At 61.4% G+C, this 20,337-nt stretch carries 18 protein-coding genes and 5 pseudogenes; 12 read left to right on the top strand and 11 right to left on the bottom strand.

All coding sequences use genetic code 11. From position 1 onward, the window contains the following. The first annotated feature begins 4 nt into the window (after positions 1 to 4). Positions 5 to 265: a hypothetical protein gene (locus tag RA167_RS09880; protein WP_076785409.1), complete on the top strand. Its 261-nt coding sequence runs from the start codon at positions 5 to 7 to the stop codon at positions 263 to 265. A 198-nt stretch (positions 266 to 463) separates the two neighbouring features. Here RA167_RS09880 and RA167_RS09875 read toward each other — a convergent pair. After that, positions 464 to 742 (bottom strand): annotated as a pseudogene (locus RA167_RS09875) (transposase domain-containing protein); the annotation flags it as partial. Between the two features lie 40 nt (positions 743 to 782). Between RA167_RS09875 and RA167_RS09870 the strand changes: the two are divergent. Further along, a pseudogene (locus tag RA167_RS09870) lies at positions 783 to 1,373 on the top strand (helix-turn-helix domain-containing protein). Here the strand turns inward: RA167_RS09870 and RA167_RS09865 are convergent. Both RA167_RS09865 and RA167_RS09860 read right to left on the bottom strand, forming a co-directional pair. Beyond that, positions 1,363 to 1,623, bottom strand: a pseudogene (locus RA167_RS09865) (IS66 family transposase); the annotation flags it as partial. The pseudogenes RA167_RS09870 and RA167_RS09865 sit on opposite strands and share 11 nt — an antisense overlap. 237 nt (positions 1,624 to 1,860) lie before the next feature. Next, positions 1,861 to 2,232, bottom strand: coding sequence for a transposase (locus RA167_RS09860; RefSeq protein WP_076785408.1), 372 nt, complete (start codon positions 2,230 to 2,232; stop codon positions 1,861 to 1,863). Positions 2,233 to 2,446: 214 nt separating this feature from the next. On the opposite strand from RA167_RS09860, the pseudogene RA167_RS09855 reads away from it, so the two are divergent. The 5 genes and pseudogenes from RA167_RS09855 to plsY all read left to right on the top strand — a co-directional run. Beyond that, positions 2,447 to 2,710: pseudogene (locus RA167_RS09855) on the top strand (transposase); the annotation flags it as partial. A 365-nt stretch (positions 2,711 to 3,075) separates the two neighbouring features. Then, complete coding sequence (ltrA, locus tag RA167_RS09850) at positions 3,076 to 4,566, top strand: group II intron reverse transcriptase/maturase (protein ID WP_076787392.1); 1,491 nt, start codon at positions 3,076 to 3,078, stop codon at positions 4,564 to 4,566. Between the two features lie 58 nt (positions 4,567 to 4,624). Continuing rightward, a pseudogene (locus tag RA167_RS09845) lies at positions 4,625 to 5,683 on the top strand (IS5 family transposase); the annotation flags it as partial. A 336-nt stretch (positions 5,684 to 6,019) separates the two neighbouring features. Further along, complete coding sequence (locus tag RA167_RS09840; RefSeq protein WP_076785405.1) at positions 6,020 to 6,511, top strand: aminoacyl-tRNA deacylase; 492 nt, start codon at positions 6,020 to 6,022, stop codon at positions 6,509 to 6,511. A 270-nt stretch (positions 6,512 to 6,781) separates the two neighbouring features. After that, positions 6,782 to 7,405 (top strand): glycerol-3-phosphate 1-O-acyltransferase PlsY, encoded by a 624-nt coding sequence (plsY, locus tag RA167_RS09835; RefSeq protein ID WP_076785404.1) that lies wholly within the window; start codon positions 6,782 to 6,784, stop codon positions 7,403 to 7,405. Positions 7,406 to 7,433: 28 nt separating this feature from the next. On the opposite strand, the gene RA167_RS09830 is transcribed toward plsY, so the two are convergent. Further along, positions 7,434 to 7,919: a YajQ family cyclic di-GMP-binding protein gene (locus RA167_RS09830; RefSeq protein ID WP_076785403.1), complete on the bottom strand. Its 486-nt coding sequence runs from the start codon at positions 7,917 to 7,919 to the stop codon at positions 7,434 to 7,436. A 201-nt stretch (positions 7,920 to 8,120) separates the two neighbouring features. Here RA167_RS09830 and murB point away from each other — a divergent pair, with 201 nt between their 5' ends. Then, on the top strand, positions 8,121 to 9,170 hold the full coding sequence (gene murB / locus RA167_RS09825; RefSeq protein WP_076787390.1) for a UDP-N-acetylmuramate dehydrogenase: 1,050 nt from the start codon (positions 8,121 to 8,123) through the stop codon (positions 9,168 to 9,170). Between the two features lie 232 nt (positions 9,171 to 9,402). On the opposite strand, the gene argF is transcribed toward murB, so the two are convergent. Beyond that, entirely contained in the window at positions 9,403 to 10,335 is a 933-nt protein-coding gene (gene argF / locus RA167_RS09820; RefSeq protein WP_076785402.1) for an ornithine carbamoyltransferase, read from the bottom strand. Between the two features lie 519 nt (positions 10,336 to 10,854). Here argF and RA167_RS09815 point away from each other — a divergent pair. Continuing rightward, positions 10,855 to 11,202, top strand: coding sequence for a DUF3579 domain-containing protein (locus tag RA167_RS09815; protein WP_076785401.1), 348 nt, complete (start codon positions 10,855 to 10,857; stop codon positions 11,200 to 11,202). Positions 11,203 to 11,457: 255 nt separating this feature from the next. Here the strand turns inward: RA167_RS09815 and rpsT are convergent, their stop codons facing one another. Continuing rightward, positions 11,458 to 11,733, bottom strand: a complete 276-nt coding sequence (rpsT, locus tag RA167_RS09810; RefSeq protein ID WP_013434237.1) for a 30S ribosomal protein S20 — start codon at positions 11,731 to 11,733, stop codon at positions 11,458 to 11,460. A gap of 526 nt (positions 11,734 to 12,259) precedes the next feature. Between rpsT and murJ the strand changes: the two genes are divergently transcribed. Then, positions 12,260 to 13,810 carry a murein biosynthesis integral membrane protein MurJ gene (gene murJ / locus RA167_RS09805; RefSeq protein ID WP_076785400.1) on the top strand — a complete coding sequence of 517 codons (1,551 nt, stop codon included), beginning with the start codon at positions 12,260 to 12,262 and terminating at the stop codon, positions 13,808 to 13,810. A gap of 7 nt (positions 13,811 to 13,817) precedes the next feature. Further along, positions 13,818 to 14,660 (top strand): SirB1 family protein, encoded by an 843-nt coding sequence (locus RA167_RS09800; RefSeq protein ID WP_076785399.1) that lies wholly within the window; start codon positions 13,818 to 13,820, stop codon positions 14,658 to 14,660. 105 nt (positions 14,661 to 14,765) lie between these two features. Here the strand turns inward: RA167_RS09800 and RA167_RS09795 are convergent, their stop codons facing one another. The 5 genes from RA167_RS09795 to lpxK all read right to left on the bottom strand — a co-directional run bounded on the left by RA167_RS09795 (position 14,766) and on the right by lpxK (position 18,539). Next, positions 14,766 to 15,524, bottom strand: coding sequence for a 3-hydroxyacyl-CoA dehydrogenase (locus RA167_RS09795; protein ID WP_076787388.1), 759 nt, complete (start codon positions 15,522 to 15,524; stop codon positions 14,766 to 14,768). Positions 15,525 to 15,655: 131 nt separating this feature from the next. Beyond that, positions 15,656 to 16,318, bottom strand: coding sequence for an adenylate kinase (gene adk, locus RA167_RS09790; RefSeq protein WP_076785398.1), 663 nt, complete (start codon positions 16,316 to 16,318; stop codon positions 15,656 to 15,658). A gap of 194 nt (positions 16,319 to 16,512) precedes the next feature. Next, positions 16,513 to 17,328: a 3-deoxy-manno-octulosonate cytidylyltransferase gene (kdsB, locus tag RA167_RS09785; protein ID WP_076785397.1), complete on the bottom strand. Its 816-nt coding sequence runs from the start codon at positions 17,326 to 17,328 to the stop codon at positions 16,513 to 16,515. 4 nt (positions 17,329 to 17,332) lie between these two features. Continuing rightward, on the bottom strand, positions 17,333 to 17,527 hold the full coding sequence (locus tag RA167_RS09780) for a Trm112 family protein (protein ID WP_076785396.1): 195 nt from the start codon (positions 17,525 to 17,527) through the stop codon (positions 17,333 to 17,335). Beyond that, positions 17,508 to 18,539: a tetraacyldisaccharide 4'-kinase gene (lpxK, locus tag RA167_RS09775; RefSeq protein WP_175972406.1), complete on the bottom strand. Its 1,032-nt coding sequence runs from the start codon at positions 18,537 to 18,539 to the stop codon at positions 17,508 to 17,510. Before lpxK ends, RA167_RS09780 begins: the two co-directional genes overlap by 20 nt. Positions 18,540 to 18,953: 414 nt before the next feature. On the opposite strand from lpxK, the gene xseA reads away from it, so the two are divergent. Then, positions 18,954 to 20,330: an exodeoxyribonuclease VII large subunit gene (gene xseA / locus RA167_RS09770; protein WP_076785394.1), complete on the top strand. Its 1,377-nt coding sequence runs from the start codon at positions 18,954 to 18,956 to the stop codon at positions 20,328 to 20,330. The last annotated feature ends 7 nt before the right edge of the window (positions 20,331 to 20,337 follow it).

The following is a 20,337-nucleotide window of genomic DNA, read 5'->3' as shown; positions in this document are numbered from 1 at the left end:
AAGTGTGGATAAGGTCAAGAATTTGCAAGAGAAGGCGCGTGCATTGCACGAACTATTGGCTCGCTATGCCAAAGTAGATGACGATGCGGAAATGGTATTGGGATTTATGAGCGGCTTATTTGAGGAGATTGAACAGGGTAAGGTAGTGCCCCCGGTGGAGGACAAATATCAATGGTATTTTGCAGATACCGACGGGCCGTTGTTCAAATATGCTGACTTACTTCATGTATTTGCTCAATATTCTCATGCTTTAGAAGATTGGTAGATATGAATTCACATGAATGTTTCCATTCGCGCAGCGCTTCTCTCCAACCGGCAGTTGCATCCGCAGGAGAGGAAGTGAATCAGTGATCGTGAAGCGATGTATGCGAAGCGTTACGGTTTGACCGCTGAACAGGTGCGTGAAGGGTTGACAATACGTAAGCATCCGGCGAAGGCATTCCAGGGCGTAAATGGCCGTCAATCAAGCTGCGGTGGGCACCCAGCGATGTGGTAGCAGGGTGGCGATGTCGTCGGCTCGATGGGTGGGCAATCGATTGAGCACGTTTTTCAGATAGACGTACGGGTCATGATCATTGAGCTGCGCGGATCGAATCAGGCTCATGATTGCCGCGGCGCGTTGTCCAGCGCGCAACGAACCGGCAAACAACCCGTTCGAGCGACTGATAGCCCAGGGACGAATCTGATTTTCCAGCCAGTTGTTGTCGATGGGCACGTGTCCATCGACTAGATAACGCGTGAGCTGTGCGATTCACAGACATCGTTTCAACTAAAATGAGACGATGGACCGAGAGATCGCCGCGCGATTACGTTGGGTGCACATGTATTACGAGGCCGGCGTTGCCGGCCTCGTGTGTGCGCGGTGTGGCATCTCTCGACCGACACTTCGCAAATGGCTACGCCGCTATCAGCAAGCCGGCGAAGCAGGTCTCCAATCCCAAAGCCGCCGTCCACACCGAAGTCCAAACCAGAAGGTTTCTGAGAGCGATCGAGCAACGATCCTCCGACTGCGTGCCGAGCACAAAGGCGCGCGGCGGATCCAGAATGAGCTGTGATTGCATGAGCAAAGAGAACTGACCGAAGGCGCGATCGAGGAGCAAATTGAACAGTGGCACCTCGACTATAACTGGCGCCGCCCGCACGGATCACTCGGTGGCAAAACGCCCGTCGATCGCATAGCAGAACTGGGCGAACTGACACCCCTCTCGGAAGAGGTAGTTGGTGCCTACAACGAACTGAAAGAGCGCGTCCAACGCCGCGAATGGCGACTCGACAAGACCCTTGCTACATATCGCCGGCGCGTGTTAGAACTCGTGGCGCCGATAGGAGATGCAAGTTCCAACACGCCACGAAAACGGCCCTCTAAAAAGTGAAACGATGTCTGTGAATCGCACACGTGAGCGCCTCCCAGCGCTTGAGACTGTAGTCGAGCGCTTTGGCGATCGCCGATCCTTCACTGACCCGTTTGCGCTGAGTGAACATCCACTCATGTAGCGCATCGGCAATGGGCCCAGCGCGCTGCTGACGCACTTCCCCCCTGCGATCAGGCTTGAGTTGTGCAACGTCGCGCTCGACAGCGTAAAGTGCGCCGAAGTATTCCAGCGCCTGTTCAGCGATCTGACTCTTGTCGTCTAATTCCTGTCAATAAGCTTACTCTCTGTTGCAATGCTTCATAGAGGCCGTCTCGTTGTCGTCTACGTGGTCGCAGTGCGCCACAACGTGCCGTTTGAAAGTCGCTACAGCGTTCCGATGTGATTGCCGCGGTGGGACCGCAAAGAGAGTGAAGGAATCGCTGCGGCGACGTAATCAGCCTGAATGAAGTATTCGGCTCTGGCAGTGCAAATAGTCAAATCGAATCCACTATCTGATCGCCTTAAAGTCTGTTTGCCCCTTCCACATAGAAAGCAGTACGGTCGCTAATTTGCGCGCGGTGGCGACCATCGCCTTGCGAGCGCCAATGCGAGGAATAAGCGTCAGTGCCCATCGTCTCAGATCGCAGTTTTGCCGGTATCGGGAGATGAGAGAGGACGCCGCTTCGAACAGTAGATGGCGCGTAAGCCGACATCCTGCCTTCGAAATGCCTGCGTTACGATCGACATTGCCGGATTGATATTTCGTCGGCGTCAGCCCCAGGTAGGGGCCAATGTCACGCACGCTTGAGAAGCGCTCAGGATTATCAACGGCCGATGCAAACGCCACTGCAGTCAGCGAGCCCACGCCGGGCACGGTCATCAAGCGTCGGCAGACCGGACTTGCTTGAGCCACGCGACGGATGGCCTAATCCAGTGCATTAATTTGAGTTCCAATATGGCGCAAGCTATCTAGTCTGACCTGAACAATCCGTCCAGGCTGATGCAGCAAGGCTGGGCAGCTGAAACGGTGTTGTGGGAATTGCAAGAGACAGGCATATTGGTGTGAATTTCCTGCAAATTTCGACGAGGGTTGAATGGGTCCGAAGACGCTGGTGCCAGAGAGGGATTTATTCCGTCAGCCGCTGCGCGAGCAGATCAACTTAAAGCATCCATTGGTTCGTCTGGCCGATCTGATTGATTGGGACCGATTGAGCACGGCGATGAGCGCGAGCTTCGTGTCGCACCGCGGCCGGCCGGCAACGTCGCCGCGTTTGATCGCGGGGTTGCTGTACTTGCAGCATGCGTTCGACCTGTCGGACGAGGATGTGGTCTGGCAATGGCTGGAAAATCCGTACTGGGTGCGCCGGGAGACCGGCAAGGTGTAGGTGGTGAGAGTCCACTACGATGAAGGCATAGCGAGCCACATTGCCCCCGAGCCGTGCGCGGGCATCCGTGAGGAGGTCAGCGAAGCGTCGGCAGGGGAACGTGCAGGCCAGCCATGGAGCCACGAAATGGTTGATATCCCGGATGCCGACGCGCTCCAGTACGTGGAAGGCAATACGAGCGGGCGCGACATCGCGAGTGCCTGCCGATCCGGCGTGGTCGTAGAACCTGGCATGCACGCAAGCGCCTTGCACGGGAACCGGGAGATCTCACGTCTGACCTGGCGTTGTAGCGGTACTGGCCAGGCCCGCGTCGGGAAGGCGAGGAGCCGAAGCCGATGATGCACGGACGTGAGAAGTCAGACTCCGCCGTAGTAGCGAAGAAACCTGCGAACAAGGTCGGGAAACCGGCTGCGGAGTGGGTGGAGCCAAGGGCGGGGACCGAGGGGAACGCGAACCAGAATCACACGTGCCGGGCACAGAACCGGGCAAGCGTGTCACAGGGACTGGATCGCGTACGGCAGTTGGCGAGACAGCATAAGAAGATGCGTTTCACGACGTTGCTGCACCACGTCACAGTCGAGCGGCTGAGCGCTGCATTCTATGCGCTCAAACGTAAGGCAACACCGGGAGTCGATGGTGTGACGTGGCAAAGCTATGAAGTGGGACTGGGGAGCAATCTCCGGGACCTGCACAGGCGGGTTCATACAGGGAGCTACCGTGCCCTGCCAGTGCTGCGACGTTATATACCCAAGGCAGACGCAGGTCTCAGGCCCTTGGGTGTCGCTGCGCTGGAAGACAAGCTTGTGCAGAGCGTAATGGTTGAGGTTCTAAACGCCATTTATGAGGAAGACTTCCTCGGCTTCTCGTATGGATTTCGTCCGGGTCGTAACCAGCATGATGCACTCGATGCATTGGCTGCAGCGATTCAGTGGCGACCGGTAAACTGGATTCTGGATGCCGACATTCGAAGCTTTTTCGACACCGTCAACAGGCAATGGTTGATCCGTTTCGTGAAGCACCGGGTGGCGGACCCGAGAGTCATTCGCCTGATCGGCAAATGGCTCGATGCTGGGGTGCTGGACAATGGCCGGTTGATGTCGGTACAGGCCGGTACGCCCCAGGGTTCGGTGATCTCCCCATTACTGGCCAATATCTATCTGCACTATGTCTTTGATTTGTGGATAGAACGGTGGCGGCGTCAGCGAGCCCGTGGCACGGTGGTGGTGTCGCGATATGCGGACGATACGGTGGTGGGCTTCCAGCACGAAGCAGATGCGCTGCGGCTGATGAAGGAGCTGCGGCAACGCATGGAGGAGTTCGACCTCACGCTGCATCCGGAGAAGACTCGTGTGCTGGAGTTTGGTCGGTATGCCGCCGAGCGGCGAAGGCGTAAGGGCATGGGCAAGCCGCAGACGTTTGCTTATCTGGGTTTCACTCACATCAGTGGGACGTCACGCAACGGCAGCTTCCAACTCAAGCGCAAAAGCCGTAAGGACCGGCTGCGCGCCAAGCTTAAGCAGGTCAAGGAGCAAATGCGCTTGCGAATGCATGAGCCGATCGCCTCACAAGGGCGCTGGCTGGCGCAGATCGTTCGGGGCTACTTTGCATACCATGCCGTTCCGACCAATATCCGGGCGTTGCGTGCGTTCAGGCACGGCATTATGAATATCTGGCGGCGCACGCTCCGGCGGCGCAGTCAGAAGGACACGATGACGTGGCAGCGTATTGAGCGTCTGGCAGACGAGTGGTTACCTCAACCGCAGATTCTTCATAACTGGCCAGATCGCCGATTTGCCGTCAATCACCCGAGGTGGGAGCCGAATGCCTGAATTGGGCACGTTCGGATCTAAGCGGGGGGTATCGGGTAACGGGTATTCCTACCGCAATCAGGTGTTCACCGGCCAGACGTACTTGCAGACGAAGCCGCCGATTGATCCGTCGAGCCTGACGCGCTGGCGCAAGCGGCTAGGCGAAGCCGGCGTTGAAGAACTGTTGGCCGAGACGATCGAAGCGGCCAAACGCGCGAACGTCATCAAGACTTCGAGCCTGAAGCGCTTGATCGTCGATACGACGGTGATGGAAAAGGCGATTGCGCATCCTACCGACTCGCGTCTGCTCGAGCGTTGCCGGGAACATCTGGTAAAAGCGGCCGCCCGGCACAGGCTGAAGCTGCGGCAAAATTACAATCGCGAGGCGCCGCGTCTGGCAAGCCAGGTAGGCCGCTATGCGCATGCGAAGCAGTACAAGCGGATGAACAAAGCGCTGCGCACTTTGCGTTCTCGAGTAGGACGCGTGATGCGTGATGTCCAGAGGCAGCTGGACGGCGTCGCTGAGCAAAGTCGCGCGGCGTTGGAAGCGCTGATTGGCCGCACGAAGCGAATTCTCACGCAAAAGCACAAGGACAAAAACAAGCTGTATGCGCTGCATGCGCCGGAAATCGAGTGCTTGGCGAAAGGCAAACCACGCAAGCCGTACGAATTCGGCGTGAAGGTGTCGATCACGACGACGCACAAGGAGGGTCTGGTAATCGGAGCTCGTTCGATGCCCGGCAATCCCTACGATGGACACACGCTGGCCGAAGCGTTGGAACAGGCGGCGATCCTAAGCGACGTTCAGCCGCAGATGGCTGTCGTGGACCGCGGCTACAAGGGCGTCGCGGTCGATGGCGTGAAGCTCTATCATCCCGGCTTGCGACGCGGCATCACGCGCGGCCTGCGAGCAATGATTCGGCGTCGCAGTGCAATCGAGCCGGCCATCGGACACATGAAGTCAGACGGCAAGCTCGATCGAAATTGGCTCAAGGGTACGCTGGGCGATGCGATTCATGTGCTGCTGTGCGGCGCCGGCCACAACCTGCGCATGATCCTGCGCAAGCTGCGGCTTTTTTGCGCCCTGATCTGGCTTGCTCTGCTCAATCGCGAGGCTCACATGGTGTCAGCAGCATGAATTCGCCGCAGAGCAAAGCGAATTGTTCAGGACAGACTAATTAAAACCGCGCTCACGAGGATGAGCGCGCACAGCGTCCTCATTTTCGTTTCCCCTTTGGGTAGTCCTGCCGTGCGTCGATGATGCGCACAATCTCAATTGCACTCGTGGCCGAAAATGGCTGGCGCGATTAACATTTTAAGGGCGGGACATGCCCGCCTTGCCTGTGAAGTGAGCGTTGCAGTCATGCCACCAGCAGAGGAACCCACCGAAGCGACTCACTGCGGCTCAATGCCGAGGCGAGCGCCGTAGGAATCCCCAGAATTTAAGCGGGGGAGGATGTCAAGATGGATCTTTATGGCGAAGAACAAACACGTTTCACAAACGCCGGCCACCCAACTACTGCGACATCACCATGTCGAGTTCGGCGAGCATCTCTACGAGTACGTGGAGCACGGCGGCACCGCCGAATCCGCGCGGCAGCTCGGTGTACCCGAGCATTGTGTGATCAAGACGCTGGTGATGGAGGATGAGCACGCGAAACCGCTGATCGTGCTGATGCACGGCGATCGCACGGTGTCGACCAAGAACCTGGCGCGTCAAATCGGCGCCAAGCGTATCGGGCCGTGCAGGCCCGACGTCGCGAACCGGCATTCGGGCTACTTGGTCGGCGGCACGTCACCATTTGGCACGCGCAAGCCATTGCCAGTGTATGTGGAGCGCACGATCTTGTTGCTCGAACGGATTTACCTGAACGGCGGGCGTCGCGGTTACCTTGTGAGCCTTGCTCCGGCGGTACTCACGACACTGCTGGCCGCCACGCCAGTAGACTGCGCGAGCCCTGACTGAACGCGTGGGATTGCGGCATGCAGCGCGCTGTCTTGCGTCATGTGCCATGCTTCGTGCTTCGTGCTTCGTGCTTCGTGCTTCGTGCTTCGTGCTTCGTGCTTCGTGCTTCGTGCTTCGTGCGCCATGCGTTATGCGTTATGCGTTATGCGTTATGCGTTATGCGTTATGCGTTATGCGTTATGCGTCGGCGCAGCAAGTTTTCGCGCGCGCCTGGGCACGACCGGGGTTAGGTAGAATGACGCGCTTTGAACGAGTTGCACATCCTCCTCCATGGCTAACCTGCTTGTCGCCGTCGCGGCGTACCTAATCGGCTCGATATCGTTCGCGGTGATCGTCAGCGCCGCGATGGGGCTGTCCGACCCGCGCACCTATGGCTCGAAGAACCCCGGCGCGACCAATGTGCTGCGCAGCGGCAACAAGGCGGCGGCGGTTCTGACGCTGCTTGGCGACGCTTTCAAAGGATGGCTTGCCGTGTGGCTCGTCAAGCATGTCGGCGCCGCATACGGGCTCGACGCATTCTCGGTGGCGTTGGCATCGATCGCCGTATTTCTCGGCCACTTGTATCCAGTGTTCTTCCGTTTCAAGGGTGGTAAGGGCGTGGCCACCGCGGCTGGCGTGCTGCTCGGAATCGACCCGGTACTCGGCATCTCGACTGCCGCCACGTGGCTGATCATTGCTTTCTTTTTCCGCTATTCATCGTTGGCCGCACTGATCTCGGCGCTGTTTGCGCCGTTGTTCGACCTTTTCATGTTTGGTGGCAACCCGATCGCCGGGGCCATTATCGCGATGAGCGTGTTGTTGGTGTGGCGGCACCGCGCGAATATCAGCAAGCTCCTGGCCGGACAAGAGAGCCGGATTGGCGACAAAAAAGGCGCATCCGATGCACGGCGGTGACGGCCGAGGCTGCTAGGCAAAGCGCCGCTCAGTCGCGAAAATTATTGAAGTCGAGCGGGGCGTCGTTCACCTCTTTGCGCAGCATCGCAATGACGGATTGCAGATCGTCGCGCTTGGCGCCGCTCACGCGCACCGCGTCGCCCTGTATGCTAGCTTGCACTTTGGTCTTGCTGTCTTTGACTAGCTTGACGATCTTTTTCGCGAGATCGCCCGCCACGCCTTTTTTAACGGTGACGAGTTGCTTGACCTTGTCGCCGCCGATTTTCTCGATTTTGCCGTAGTCGAGAAAGCGTACGTCGACCTGGCGCTTAGCCATTTTCTGCAGCAACACGTCCTTGACCTGGCCCAGCTTGAAATCATCGTCGGCGAACAGCGTCAGCTCACGCTCCTTTTGCTCGACGCGCGCATCCGATCCCTTGAAGTCGAAGCGTGTCGAGATTTCCTTGTTCGACTGTTCGACCGCGTTCTTGACCTCAACCATGTTGGCTTCCACGACTACATCGAACGACGGCATTGCATTTTCTCCCGAAAGAATTGCCAGCACGGCTGCGCGACGCCCAGTGCGCGATGCCGGGACAATCGTGACGAGCCGCTATAATGCGACACATTTTGTCATTTTACCGATGGCCTGCGTTTTGCCAATCGCGCGCCATGCCTGCCGCGCCAAAGCGGATCGTATGCGCGTCGGCGGCGTTGACCCATGATGGCCTTTGCGATGTCCCGATTGACTGACGCTGACCTGGCGCCCAATGCGCTGCAGGCGGACTATTCACTGCGAGATCACAATACGTTTGGCTTTAACGTGCGCGCGCGACTGGGCGGTGCGATCCGCTCGGAAGCCGCCCTCGCTGCGCTGCGTGCCAATCAGCGGATCGCCGGCATGCCGCGCCTGGTGCTGGGCGCGGGCAGCAACGTTGTGTTCACGCGCGACTTCGATGGTTTGGCGCTCGTGATCGACTTGCGCGGCAAGCGCGTCGTCGCGCAGACCGACGATGCTTACATTGTCGAGGCCGCTGCCGGCGAGCGCTGGCACGACTTCGTTGACTGGACGCTGCAACAAGGCATGGCCGGATTGGAGAATCTTGCGCTGATTCCCGGTACGGTCGGCGCCGCGCCGGTGCAGAATATCGGTGCATATGGCCTCGAGCTTGCCGAGCGCTTTGAACGATTGCGCGCGCTCGACATGGTTGACGGGCGTATCGTGGACCTCGATGCACAAGCCTGCGCGTTCGGCTATCGCGACAGCGTATTCAAGCATGCTGCGCGTGACCGGCTGATCATCCTGTCCGTTGCGTTTCGCTTGCCGAAGCGATGGCGTGCCCGTGCTTCGTACGCGGACGTGGCAAGCCGGCTCGCCGCGAGCGGGATTGGCAAGCCGACGGCGCGACAGATCTTCGACGCGGTTACCGCGATCCGGCATGAAAAGCTGCCTGACCCGGCGGTCCTGGGTAACGCAGGCAGTTTTTTCAAGAATCCGATTGTCGACGCCGAGCAGTTTGCGGCGCTGCGCGCGAAGGAGCCGGATATCGTATACTACATGCAGCGCGATGGCCGCGTCAAGCTGGCCGCCGGTTGGATGATCGATCGCTGCGGGTGGAAAGGGCGCTCGATCGGCGCGGCCGCCGTGCACGAACGCCAAGCCCTGGTGCTGGTCAATCGCGGTGGTGCGACCGGCGAACAGGTATTGGCGCTGGCGCAGACGATCCGCGCCGATGTCAGCCAGCGCTTCGGCGTGGAACTCGACATGGAGCCGCTCGTCGTCTGAATCCGCGCATCCCCCACCGTTGGTACTGGCGAGCCTGCGGCTGTCCGCCGGAACTGCGGGGCGGCTGTTGCACATCGGGTGCTAGGCACGGCGTGTCGCGCCGATCCCGACTCGCGTCAGCCATGCGCCGCGATATGGGCGAGCGGCGTGTTGTGCTGGATCTGTGCGGCGTCCTGCAACGGCCGGCTCGACGGTTCGTTCCGCCGTCGCGGTGCACGGCCGACGATAGGACTTAATGATTCAGGCGGCCGAGCATCAAGAACTCCATCAGCGCCTTTTGCACGTGTAGCCGGTTCTCGGCCTCGTCCCACACGACGCTCTGCCGACCGTCGATGACGTCGGCGCTCACTTCCTCGCCGCGATGTGCGGGCAGGCAATGCATGAACAGCGCGTCAGGCTGCGCGAGCGCCATCAGTTCCGCATCGACGCACCAATCCGCGAACGCGGTCTTGCGCGCGTCGTTTTCTTGTTCGAAGCCCATGCTGGTCCACACATCGGTCGTGACCAGGTGGGCGCCTTCGCAGGCGGCGCGCGGATCGTCGGTTTCCTCAACCGATGCCAGGTGTGCCGGGTCGATCAAGGCGTGATTGAGCCTGTATCCCGGTGGTGTCGACACGCGAAGCTTGAAACCGAGGATGTGCGCGGCCTCGATCCATGTATAGGCCATGTTATTTGCGTCGCCTACCCACGCGACGGTTTTGCCGCGAATCGGTCCCCGGTGCTCATGGAACGTGAACACGTCTGCCAGCACCTGGCACGGGTGATACTCGTTGGTCAGCCCATTGATGACCGGGACACGCGAATTCTGTGCAAAGCGCCGCAGGATGTCCTGACCGAACGTGCGAATCATAATGATGTCGACCATTCGCGATATGACCTGCGCCGCATCCTCGATCGGTTCGCCGCGACCCAGTTGTGTGTCGCGCGTGCTCATGAAGACCGCGTGGCCGCCCAGTTGGAAGATCCCGGCTTCAAACGAGAGCCGCGTGCGCGTCGAGTTTTTCTCGAAGATCATGGCCAGCGTGCGATCGTGCAACGGGTGATAGGTTTCGTAATTCTTGAACTTCTGTTTCAGAATCCGGGCGCGCTCCAGCACGTAATCGTAATCGTCGGCAGAAAAATCCCGGAACTGCAGGTAGTGGCGAATCGTTTTGGTGGAGGTCATAAAAACAAATATGGCGGACTAAGCCGGTCAGTACGCCGGGCGCCGCTGCTTGCCATGTGGATCATTCTATCCAGCATAAAGGATTTCGGTGCCTTTGACGAGCCGGCCTACGCCCGCTGCCGTGCCGGACCGGGCATCGTTTTACTTTGCACTGCGCCGGACGGTTCTCATTTGCGGGCGAACGGCCGGGTCACCGGCGGATAACAAAGGCGGCGCGCGCCAGCTTGTGCGTTGCGCGCTCCCGGTTCGGCTCGACGACTATTCAGCGCGCAGGCAGGCTCAGCGCGACGGTAGCGAGAACGATGGGGAAGCGCGGATTCGGTATCCCGGGCAGGGTAGTGCGCTGCGGCAAGGGACCGCGTGCGCTATAATGAATGACTTTCGCGACGAGCCTGCCGCCGTGGTGTCGCGCGGCAGTACGGCGTGGGAAAACACGTCCGTGCGTCGCGGAGCCTCATTTGCCTTATTCGCGGGTGCCGTCGAGCCGGTGCTGGCGGGGCTGTCTTTCAGGTGTTCCACATGGGCGACTCATCCTCAACCGAATACTTCATTCAAGGCATTACCAAGAACGGAAAGAAGTTTCGGCCGAGTGATTGGTCGGAGCGGCTGTGTGGTGTGATGTCGTCGTTTGGTCCAGGGGCGACGGGGCCGAACGCGAAGCTGAAGTATTCGCTATACGTGCGGCCTGTGATGCTCGGTGACATCAAGACGGTGATCGTCGATTCGCGGCTGCGCGACATTGAGCCGATGGCTTTCGATTTCGTGATGAATTTCGCTCGGGACAATGATCTAGTGGTGACCGAAGCCTGCGAGCTGCCGATCGAACATCCAGTGCAACGCGCCGCGCCCAAACGTGAGGTCGGCTAAACGGCGACGGCGAGCGAAGGTTGCGGGCGGCGCCTGCTGCCGGATTGGCGTGGCCGCGTAGCGCCCTGCGGTTTGGGCTGCCATCTCAGCGCAAAAAGCCCGCGATTGCGGGCTTTTGCTTCGACTACTCTACTCCATCGCTGCGCCACCAGTGTTGCGCTGGGCCGACTCGGTGTGTTTTGACGAAACCGGGTCTTCACACGACGCGCCCGCTTGGCGGGCCGCGCCGCGGGCGATCAACCGGCGCGTGGGGTTTTACGCTGCAGCCTGCGCCAGACCCTTGATGGCAGCGGCCAGGCGGCTCTTGTGGCGAGCGGCCTTGTTCTTATGGATGATCTTCTTGTCGGCGATGATGTCCAGCGTCTTCGACGATTGCTTCAGCACCTCGGCAGCCTTTGCCTTGTCGCCGGATTCGATCGCCTTGCGCACGGCCTTGATCGCGGTACGCATTTTGGAGCGCAACGCAGAATTGTGTGAATTGGCTTTCGCGGCCTGACGGGCACGCTTGCGAGCTTGTGCGGAGTTAGCCATGACGGTTCCTTATCCTGTTTCCAGCGGTATTGGAGTATGAGCCGCGGGGAACGGTTGCCCGGCGGACTATCGAAACGGCGGATTATAACAATAAAACAACGGGATGCGCAATTGGCGTCCCCCTCCCGGATCGAACTAGGTAGAAGTGTCTGGTTAGCTGCAGTGGCGACGGGCACGGGCGGTCCATTTACCCTCGCCCCGGGACTGCCGCTTGGGACTGCTGCCACGGACTGCTGACACGGACTGCTGACACGGACTGCTGACACGGACTGCTGACACGGACTGCTGACACGGACTGCTGACACGGACTGCTGACACGGACTGCTGACACGGACTGCTGACACGGACTGCTGACACGGACTGCTGACACGGGCTGCTGACACGGGCTGCTGACACGGGCTGCTGACACGGGACCGCTGCCATGGATTCCGGAGACGAATGCCACGCCGCGCTGTCATCGGTAAGCGCGGCTACCGCAGCGTGCCGTGGTCGTGTCCGTCGCATAGGGTCCGTATAATGCCGCCGCATGAATCTACTCCGCGCCCTCGTCACCGTCAGTGGCTTCACCTTGCTTTCCCGGATCACCGGATTGGCGCGTGAAACGCTGATTGCCCGCGCTTTTGGCGCCAGCTCGTACACTGACGCGTTCAATGTCGCGTTCCGTATCCCGAATCTGTTGCGGCGACTGTCCGCCGAGGGTGCATTTTCGCAGGCGTTCGTGCCGATCCTGGCCGAGTTTAAGAGCCAGAAGGGGCATGAGGCGACGCGTACGCTGGTCGACGCGACCGCCACCGTGCTGGCCTGGGTGCTGGTCGGCTTGTCGGTGCTGGGCATCGTTGGCTCCGGGTTCGTCGTGTGGGTGGTCGCATCGGGGTTGCGTCACGACGCTCAAGCGTTCGGACTCGCGGTGACGATGACGCGGATCATGTTTCCGTACATCGCGTTGATCTCGCTGACTTCGCTGGCGTCCGGCGTCTTGAATACTTATCGGAATTTTTCGCTGCCGGCATTTGCGCCTGTCCTGCTCAATGTTAGCTTCATCGTCGCGGCGTTGGTCGTTGCGCCGCGCTTGGACACCCCGATCTACGCGCTCGCTTTCGCGGTGTTGGCCGGCGGCGTGCTGCAGCTGCTCGTGCAACTGCCAGGGCTGAAACGCGTCCAGATGATGCCCCGGATCGGACTTAATCCGGTTCGCGCGCTGGCCCATCCCGGGGTCAAGCGGGTCCTGTGGAAAATGATGCCTGCCAGCTTCGCGGTATCGGTCGCCCAGCTATCACTGATCGTCAATACCAATATCGCTTCGCACTTGGCGCCCGGCAGCGTATCGTGGTTATCGTACGCGGATCGGCTAATGGAGTTCCCGACCGCGTTGCTGGGTGTCGCGCTCGGCACGATTCTGTTGCCCAGTTTATCTAAGGCGCACGCGGATGCCGATGCGGCGGAATACTCGGCGCTGCTCGACTGGGGCTTGCGGCTCACTTTCCTGTTGGCCGCCCCCAGTGCTGTCGCGCTGTTCGTCTACGCTGAACCCTTAACAGCCACGTTGTTCAATTATGGACGGTTCTCGGGCCACGACGTCGTGATGGTGTCGCGTGCCCTGGCTGCCTATGGGGTGGGGTTGCTCGGGCTGATCCTGATCAAGATCCTCGCGCCCGGTTTTTATGCTAAACAGGACATCAAGACACCGGTGAAGATCGCGTTGGCGGTACTAGTCGTCACGCAAGTGTGCAATGTCGTGTTCGTGCCCCATCTTGCACATGCGGGCTTGTCGCTGAGCATCGGCATCGGTGCATGCGTAAATGCGCTGCTGCTGTTCGCCGGCTTGCGTCGGCGCTCGATCTATGTGCCATCGGCCGGATGGGGGCTGTTTTTCGTGCAGTTGGTCGGCGCGTGCCTTGTGCTCGCCGGCGTGATGCGCTGGTTTAACCAGTCGTTCGATTGGGTGGCACTGGGGCACCATCCGGGTATGCGCATTGCAGCATTGGGCGCGACGCTGGTCATCCTTACCGCGCTATATTTTGCCATATTGTTTCTGATGGGCTTCAAATATGCCTACTTCCGCCGCCGCGTGAAATAACGAGCTAATGACGACTTCCCGAATACTCGATTTTTTCACCGCATTGGTTGCGCAGGATGAGAGCCTGCCGCTGACCGAAGCCGTCTTGTCATTAGCACAGGATGCCTATCCGGACCTGGACGTGCAGGGTACCCTCACGGATATCGACGCGTTGGTGGTGCGGCTGCGTCGACGTTTGCCGCAGGGCGCCGACGTGACGCAGAAGTTGTCGGGGTTGAACCGCTTCTTCTTCCGGGAGTTGGGGTTTTGCGCGAACTTAAACGACTACTATGATCCGGACAATAGCCATCTGAACATGGTGCTCAAGAAGCGACGCGGCATTCCGATTTCGCTCGCCGTGATCTACTTGGAGATGGCCGGGCAGCTCGGATTACCCGTCAAGGGCGTGTCGTTTCCGGGTCACTTCCTGTTGCGGGCGACTATTGCAGAAGGCGAAGTGATGCTGGATCCGACGACCGGTGAGTCGCTGACCGAGTCGCGCATGGTCGAGATGCTCGAGCCGTATTTGGACAAAGGCGGGCAATCGATCGCCGGCACGCTGCACGCGCTGCTGCAACCGGCCACCGAGCGGGAGATCGTCGCGCGGATGTTGCGTAACCTGAAAACGATCTACCTGCAGACCGAACGCTGGCAACGGCTGCTGGCCGTCCAACAACGACTCGTCATCCTGCTGCCGGAGAGCATCGAGGAAGTCCGCGATCGCGGCTTCGCGTATGCGCGGCTGGACTATCTGCGACCTGCCCTGGAGGATTTGGAGCGCTATCTGGAGCAAGAGCCCGACGCGGCCGATGCGACTGTCATCGAGTCGCAATTGCAGGAGTTGCGCCAGCGTACGCGTCGCGGCGATTGACGTTCCGACACGGCAGCAACCGGTCCGGTCTCGGTCGCGGGCGCGCGCAGGCGACTGCGGTTGCCCAGGTTACTCCGGCTGCACCGGTTATTTCGGTTGCATCGATTATTTTGGTTGCATCCGGATCGCGCCGTCAAGCCGGATCACTTCACCATTGAGCATCGGATTGTCCAGAATCTGCTTGACCAGCATCGCATATTCGGATGGCTTACCGAGCCGGGGCGGGAATGGCACCATCGCGCCGAGCGCATGCTGGAGTTCTTCGGACATGCCTAGCAACATCGGCGTCTCGAAGATGCCGGGGGCGATCGTCATGACACGGATTGCGCTGCGCGACAGGTCGCGAGCAACCGGCAGCGTCATCCCGATGACGCCGCCCTTGGATGCCGCATAGGCGGCCTGGCCGATCTGTCCATCGAAAGCGGCGACCGATGCGGTGTTCACGATGACCCCGCGCTCGCCATGCTCATTGGGCGGGTTGGCCGACATCGCGGCCGCCGCGAGCCGGATCATGTTAAACGTGCCGATCAGGTTCACGCTAATCGTCTTGGCGAACAGATCGAGCGGATGCGGGCCGTCTTTGCCAACGGTCTTGGCCGCCGGCGCGATGCCCGAGCAATTGACCAGGCCGCGCAACGTTCCAAGCCGCATGGCGGACTCGATCACGGTGCGTGCGTCGTCCTCGCGCGACACGTCGCACTTGACGAAGCGGCCATCGAGTTGGTCGGCGAGCGCCTCGCCCGCCGCCTTGTTCAGGTCGGCGATGACCGGCTTGCCGCCGTGCTCGGCCAGCATCCGGGCTGTGCCTGCGCCCAAGCCTGAGGCGCCACCCGTGATGACAAAAACGTTGTCGCGGATCTGCATGTCGATGGTCTCCTGCTGTCGATACGCGTGCACCTCGTGAGCCGTGCCGCATGGGCGGCGTCACAATCGTGGCGATCCTAGATCGTTATGTCCTGGATCGTTGTGTCTTGGATCGCGCCGTTCTGTGCCGGTTACTGCAGTGCGTCGAACACGCGTTGGCGGATCTCGTCAACGGTGCCGAGCCCGGAGATTTTCCGGTATCGGGGGGCCTGCAGTCCATTCTCGTCACCGCGCTGCGCCCATTGCATGTAGTAGTCGATCAACGGGCACGTTTGCGCGACGTAGACGTCCAGGCGCTTGCGGACTGTTTCTTCCTTGTCGTCGTCGCGCTGAATCAGGGGCTCGCCGGTCACGTCGTCGACCATGTCGACCTTCGGCGGATTGAACTTGATGTGATATGTGCGTCCCGATGTCGGGTGCGTGCGGCGCCCGCTCATGCGCTCGATGATCTCGTCAAACGGTACGTCAATCTCCAGCACGTAGTCGATCGCCACGCCAGCCTGCTTCATCGCGTCGGCCTGCGGGATCGTACGCGGAAAGCCGTCGAACAGGTAGCCGTTCTTGCAATCGGCCTGCTGAAGCCGCTCCTTGACGAGTCCGATGATCAGCGTATCCGGAACGAGCTCGCCCGCGTCCATGTAGCGCTTGGCCTCCACGCCGAGCGGCGTGCCGGCCTTCACGGCCGCGCGCAGCATGTCACCGGTCGAGATTTGCGGGATTGCAAACTTGTCCTTGATGAAGTTTGCCTGGGTGCCCTTGCCCGCGCCAGGGGCGCCTAACAGGATCAAACGCATGATGATTATCTCCGAGATTGCTTGTGAATGCTGTGAGCGGGCAGGCCATCAGCGTCGCACGCGAATCTGACTGTAGCCTGACGCACGGTGCGTAGCGCGGCGGACAGCTCGTCGCCAATGGGCGCCGTACATGCCGCCTGTCGCTATTGGGGGCGTAGCATAAGCGTCCGATTATGCCACGCGGCGCGCGATCCTCAGCCTCGTTGGGCGAGAATCGCGCGAACTCGCTCTAGGTCCGCCGGCGTGTCGACACCGGGCGACGGCACGTGTGGCGTCAGCAACACCGTGATCCTTTCCCCATGCCACACCGCCCGCAGTTGCTCGAGTGCCTCGGCGATTTCGACCGGCGCCTGCGAAAGCTCGGGGTAGCGGCGCAGGAAGCCAGCCCGGTATGCGTATAGGCCGATGTGCCGATGCACCGCAGTACTTGGCGCCGGCAGCCGCGCGATGTCGACCACGGGCGCCACGCCGTCCTCTGGGCTCCATTGCGGCTGGTACGCATCGCGTGACCACGGGATCGGCGCGCGGGAAAAATACAATGCGATACCGCGGGCATCGAGGACCACCTTCACAATGTTCGGATTGAAGACCTCTGCCGGCTCGGCGATCGGATGGGCGGCGGTGGCAATCGCACAATCAGGATTGGCGGCCAGGTGGGCGGCGACGCCGGCGACTAGCCGCGGCTCGATCAGTGGTTCATCGCCTTGCACATTGACCACCAGCGCGTCGTCGGGCAGACGGCATGTGTGGACCACTTCGGCCAGCCGGTCGGTGCCGGTCGAATGGTCGGTGCGGGTCAGCAGCGCCTCGATGCCATGCGCTCGGCACGCATTGAGCACGACTTCGGCGTCGGTGGCGATCAACACGCGGCTCGCGCCTGACGCGCGGGCCTGCTCGGCCACGCGTACCACCATGGGTTTGCCGGCTAGGTCGGCGAGCGGCTTGCCCGGCAGACGGGTGGACGCGAGGCGGGCCGGAACGACGACGATGAATGGAACGGCGGCGTGCATCGGATCAGTTGCTGGCGGGCTCGACCGGCGTGCCTTCGACCGTCTGGCGTGCCTCATCGACCAACATCACTGGAATGCCGTCGCGGATCGGATACGCGAGCTTGTCGGCATGGCAAATGAGCTCCTGCGCGTTGCGATCATGGTGCAGAGGCCCCTTGCACAGCGGGCAGACGAGGATTTCAAGCAGGCGAGCGTCCACGAAGTTTCTCCACAACGAGCGCAATCAGGCGAGGGTCGAGCGTGGCGTCGACGGGCACCGCCCATAGACGTGAGTCACGCCAAGCCGTGCATTTTACCGCATCCTTTTCGGTGATCAGGATCGCATCGGCTGTATCGGTCACGAACGGGTTCTCATCGAAAGGATAGTGGTCGGGCAGCGCGCGTGTTGTGGGCACAAGGCCGCTCGCACGCAGTGTCGCGAAGAAACGCTCCGGTGCGCCGATGCCGGCAGCGGCCAGCACGCGCTCGCCGGCGAACTGCGCTAGCGGCCGGCGCAGGTGTGGATTATCCAGGTGCCAGGCGTCGGCGGGCTGCAGCGTCAGCGCGAAAGTCGACGGCCACGGTGGCAGACTGCGCCCGTCAGGGTTGTTGATCAACGTTGCGTCGCGGACGCGACTCAGCGGTTCGCGCAGCGGCCCGGCGGGCAGCAGGAACCCGTTGCCCCCTAGCCGGTGATCGAAAACCACCAGCTCGACGTCGCGCGCGAGCCGATAGTGTTGCAGGCCGTCGTCGCTGACGATGACATCCACTTCCCAATGGGCTTGCACCAGCGCGCTGGCGGCCGCGACTCGGTCCGGGCAGACCCACACGGGCACCCCGGTGCGGCGGGCGATCAGCAGCGGCTCATCGCCCGCCAGCGCAGGCGACGCCGCGGGGCTGACTGCGGTGGGCCGCACGATGCGCGCGCCATAGCCGCGCGACACCACGCCAGGCGTGAAGCCTGCATCGCGCAACGCCTCGATCAGCGCAATGACGGTTGGCGTCTTGCCGGTGCCGCCGACCGTCACGTTGCCCACCACCACGACCGGTACGCTGATGCGCCACGTCTTGCACCAGCCGCGCGCATACGCGAGCCGGCGCAGCGCGCAGACGGCGGCAAACAACTGAGACAAGGGCCATAGCGTGTACGCGAGCACGCCACGGCGCTGCCATTCACGCGAGAACATAGGCTCGAGACGGGCGATGATGGCACGGGACAGTGGCATAAGCATGGCGCGGTGGTACGCAAATGGGGTAGGGCGTCGGACAACGGCACGGCAGGCCACAACTCTAACGTGGCACAGGCGTGCGCGGCAAGCCGGCTGAAAGGCCGGACCGGACCGATGCCCGCACGGGGACGCTGATCATTTGTCCATAATGGGTTCGATGCCGGCATACTATCCCCAATTATTGTGGATAACTTTGTGGGAATCTCGAGGTTATCGCCGGTAAGCCCATGGGGCGAAAAGTTTTTCAGTGATTTGCTGCCAACTGGGGCAGTGTGCAAAGTCTTGCGTGGCAAAGGTTTGACGCTGCCGCACGGAGACGGCCGGCCGGTGCGGCGCAAAGACCGGTAGAATCGACTGTGTGGACAGCTGCGGCCCCGCCGGACCGTAGCGGAGCCTCCCGTTCCCCAATACCGCCCGATGACAGCAGAATTTTCTCCCTCGGCCCCCTTTGTCGGCGGCGACGCGGTGATTTCCGTGTCCGCCTTGAATCGCGCGATCGGCACCCTGCTCGAGCGTGCGTTTGCGCTCGCCTGGATCGCCGGCGAAGTCTCGAACTTTACGCGGGCAGCCAGCGGCCATTGGTATTTCTCGATCAAGGACGATTGTGCGCAGATTCGTTGCGTGATGTTCCGTGGCCGTGCCCAATATGCACAGTTCACGCCGCGCGAGGGCGACCGGATCGAGGTTCGCGCCACGGTGACGATGTACGAGCCGCGCGGCGAGTTGCAACTGAACGTGGAGGCGGTCCGACGCACCGGGCAAGGCCGCCTGTACGAAGCGTTTCTGAAGCTGAAAGCGCAGCTTGAGGCCGAGGGTCTGTTCGCCGCTGAGCGCAAGCGCGCGTTGCCGTCGCACCCGCGCACCATCGGTATCGTCACGTCGCTGCAAGCTGCGGCGCTGCGCGATGTGTTGACCACGCTTGCACGGCGCGCCCCCCATGTGCCGGTCATCGTCTACCCGGCGCCGGTGCAGGGCGCTGAGGCGGCCGCGCGCGTCGCGGCGATGATCGGCACGGCCAACCGCCGTGCCGAAGTCGATGTGCTGATCGTGTGCCGCGGCGGTGGTTCGATCGAGGACTTGTGGGCGTTCAACGACGAATCGCTCGCGCGGGCAATCGCCTCTAGTGTGTTGCCGATCGTGTCCGGCGTCGGGCACGAAACCGATTTCACGATTGCCGACTTCGCCGCTGATGTCCGCGCGCCGACGCCGACGGCGGCAGCGGAACTGGTCAGTGAGCAGCGCGCCGTGTTATTGCGCGAGTTGGACCAGCGCCACGCGGCGCTGGCGCGTGGCTTCGGCCGGATGATGGAGCGGCGCGCGCAGCAGTTGGACTGGCTTGCGCGCCGGCTTGTGAGCCCGGCTGAGCGGATCGCCAGGCAGCGCCAGCACCTGCGGCAACTGTCGCTGCGGTTGTGCTCGGCCGGCGCGCGTCCGGTGCGGGATGCGCGCGCGCAGCTGACGATGGTTCAGTTGCGCTGGCGGCGCAGCCGACCCGACATGGAGCGGGCGGCCGAACGTGTGCAGCGGCTCGGGCAGCGCCTGGGCGATGCACTGCGCAGGCAGCACGAGCGTCGACGCGCGCAGGTATCCGAGCTGGCCGCTCGCACCGAGTTGCTCAGTCCGCGGCGCACGCTTGAGCGCGGTTATGCGGCGCTGATCGACCCACACAGCGGCGCGGCGGTGCGCGCGCCGGACGCGCTCAAACCCGGTCGCCGCGTAACGGTGCACCTCGCGCACGGCAGCGCGGATCTCGGCATTGCGCAAGTACAGCCTCGCCTGGATGAGGAATTCTAGGGCGGCG

This window comes from Mycetohabitans endofungorum, from assembly GCF_037477895.1.
Taxonomy (GTDB): domain Bacteria; phylum Pseudomonadota; class Gammaproteobacteria; order Burkholderiales; family Burkholderiaceae; genus Mycetohabitans.
The sequence above is the reverse complement of the archived record's forward strand: the minus strand, read 5'-3'. Positions and strand labels throughout refer to the sequence as shown.

Excerpts from the sequence above, each read along its gene's own strand:
- ltrA (WP_076787392.1), top strand. The coding sequence starts at position 3,076 with ATGCACGGACGTGAGAAGTCAGACTCCGCCGTAGTAGCGAAGAAACCT.
- RA167_RS09800 (WP_076785399.1), top strand. The coding sequence starts at position 13,818 with ATGACGACTTCCCGAATACTCGATTTTTTCACCGCATTGGTTGCGCAG.
- argF (WP_076785402.1), bottom strand. The coding sequence starts at position 10,335 with ATGACCTCCACCAAAACGATTCGCCACTACCTGCAGTTCCGGGATTTT.
- adk (WP_076785398.1), bottom strand. The coding sequence starts at position 16,318 with ATGCGTTTGATCCTGTTAGGCGCCCCTGGCGCGGGCAAGGGCACCCAG.
- RA167_RS09860 (WP_076785408.1), bottom strand. The coding sequence starts at position 2,232 with ATGACCGTGCCCGGCGTGGGCTCGCTGACTGCAGTGGCGTTTGCATCG.
- lpxK (WP_175972406.1), bottom strand. The coding sequence starts at position 18,539 with ATGCTTATGCCACTGTCCCGTGCCATCATCGCCCGTCTCGAGCCTATG.
- RA167_RS09840 (WP_076785405.1), top strand. The coding sequence starts at position 6,020 with ATGGCGAAGAACAAACACGTTTCACAAACGCCGGCCACCCAACTACTG.
- murJ (WP_076785400.1), top strand. The coding sequence starts at position 12,260 with ATGAATCTACTCCGCGCCCTCGTCACCGTCAGTGGCTTCACCTTGCTT.
- xseA (WP_076785394.1), top strand. The coding sequence starts at position 18,954 with ATGACAGCAGAATTTTCTCCCTCGGCCCCCTTTGTCGGCGGCGACGCG.
- RA167_RS09795 (WP_076787388.1), bottom strand. The coding sequence starts at position 15,524 with ATGCAGATCCGCGACAACGTTTTTGTCATCACGGGTGGCGCCTCAGGC.
- RA167_RS09830 (WP_076785403.1), bottom strand. The coding sequence starts at position 7,919 with ATGCCGTCGTTCGATGTAGTCGTGGAAGCCAACATGGTTGAGGTCAAG.
- kdsB (WP_076785397.1), bottom strand. The coding sequence starts at position 17,328 with ATGCACGCCGCCGTTCCATTCATCGTCGTCGTTCCGGCCCGCCTCGCG.
- murB (WP_076787390.1), top strand. The coding sequence starts at position 8,121 with ATGTCCCGATTGACTGACGCTGACCTGGCGCCCAATGCGCTGCAGGCG.
- rpsT (WP_013434237.1), bottom strand. The coding sequence starts at position 11,733 with ATGGCTAACTCCGCACAAGCTCGCAAGCGTGCCCGTCAGGCCGCGAAA.
- RA167_RS09815 (WP_076785401.1), top strand. The coding sequence starts at position 10,855 with ATGGGCGACTCATCCTCAACCGAATACTTCATTCAAGGCATTACCAAG.
- plsY (WP_076785404.1), top strand. The coding sequence starts at position 6,782 with ATGGCTAACCTGCTTGTCGCCGTCGCGGCGTACCTAATCGGCTCGATA.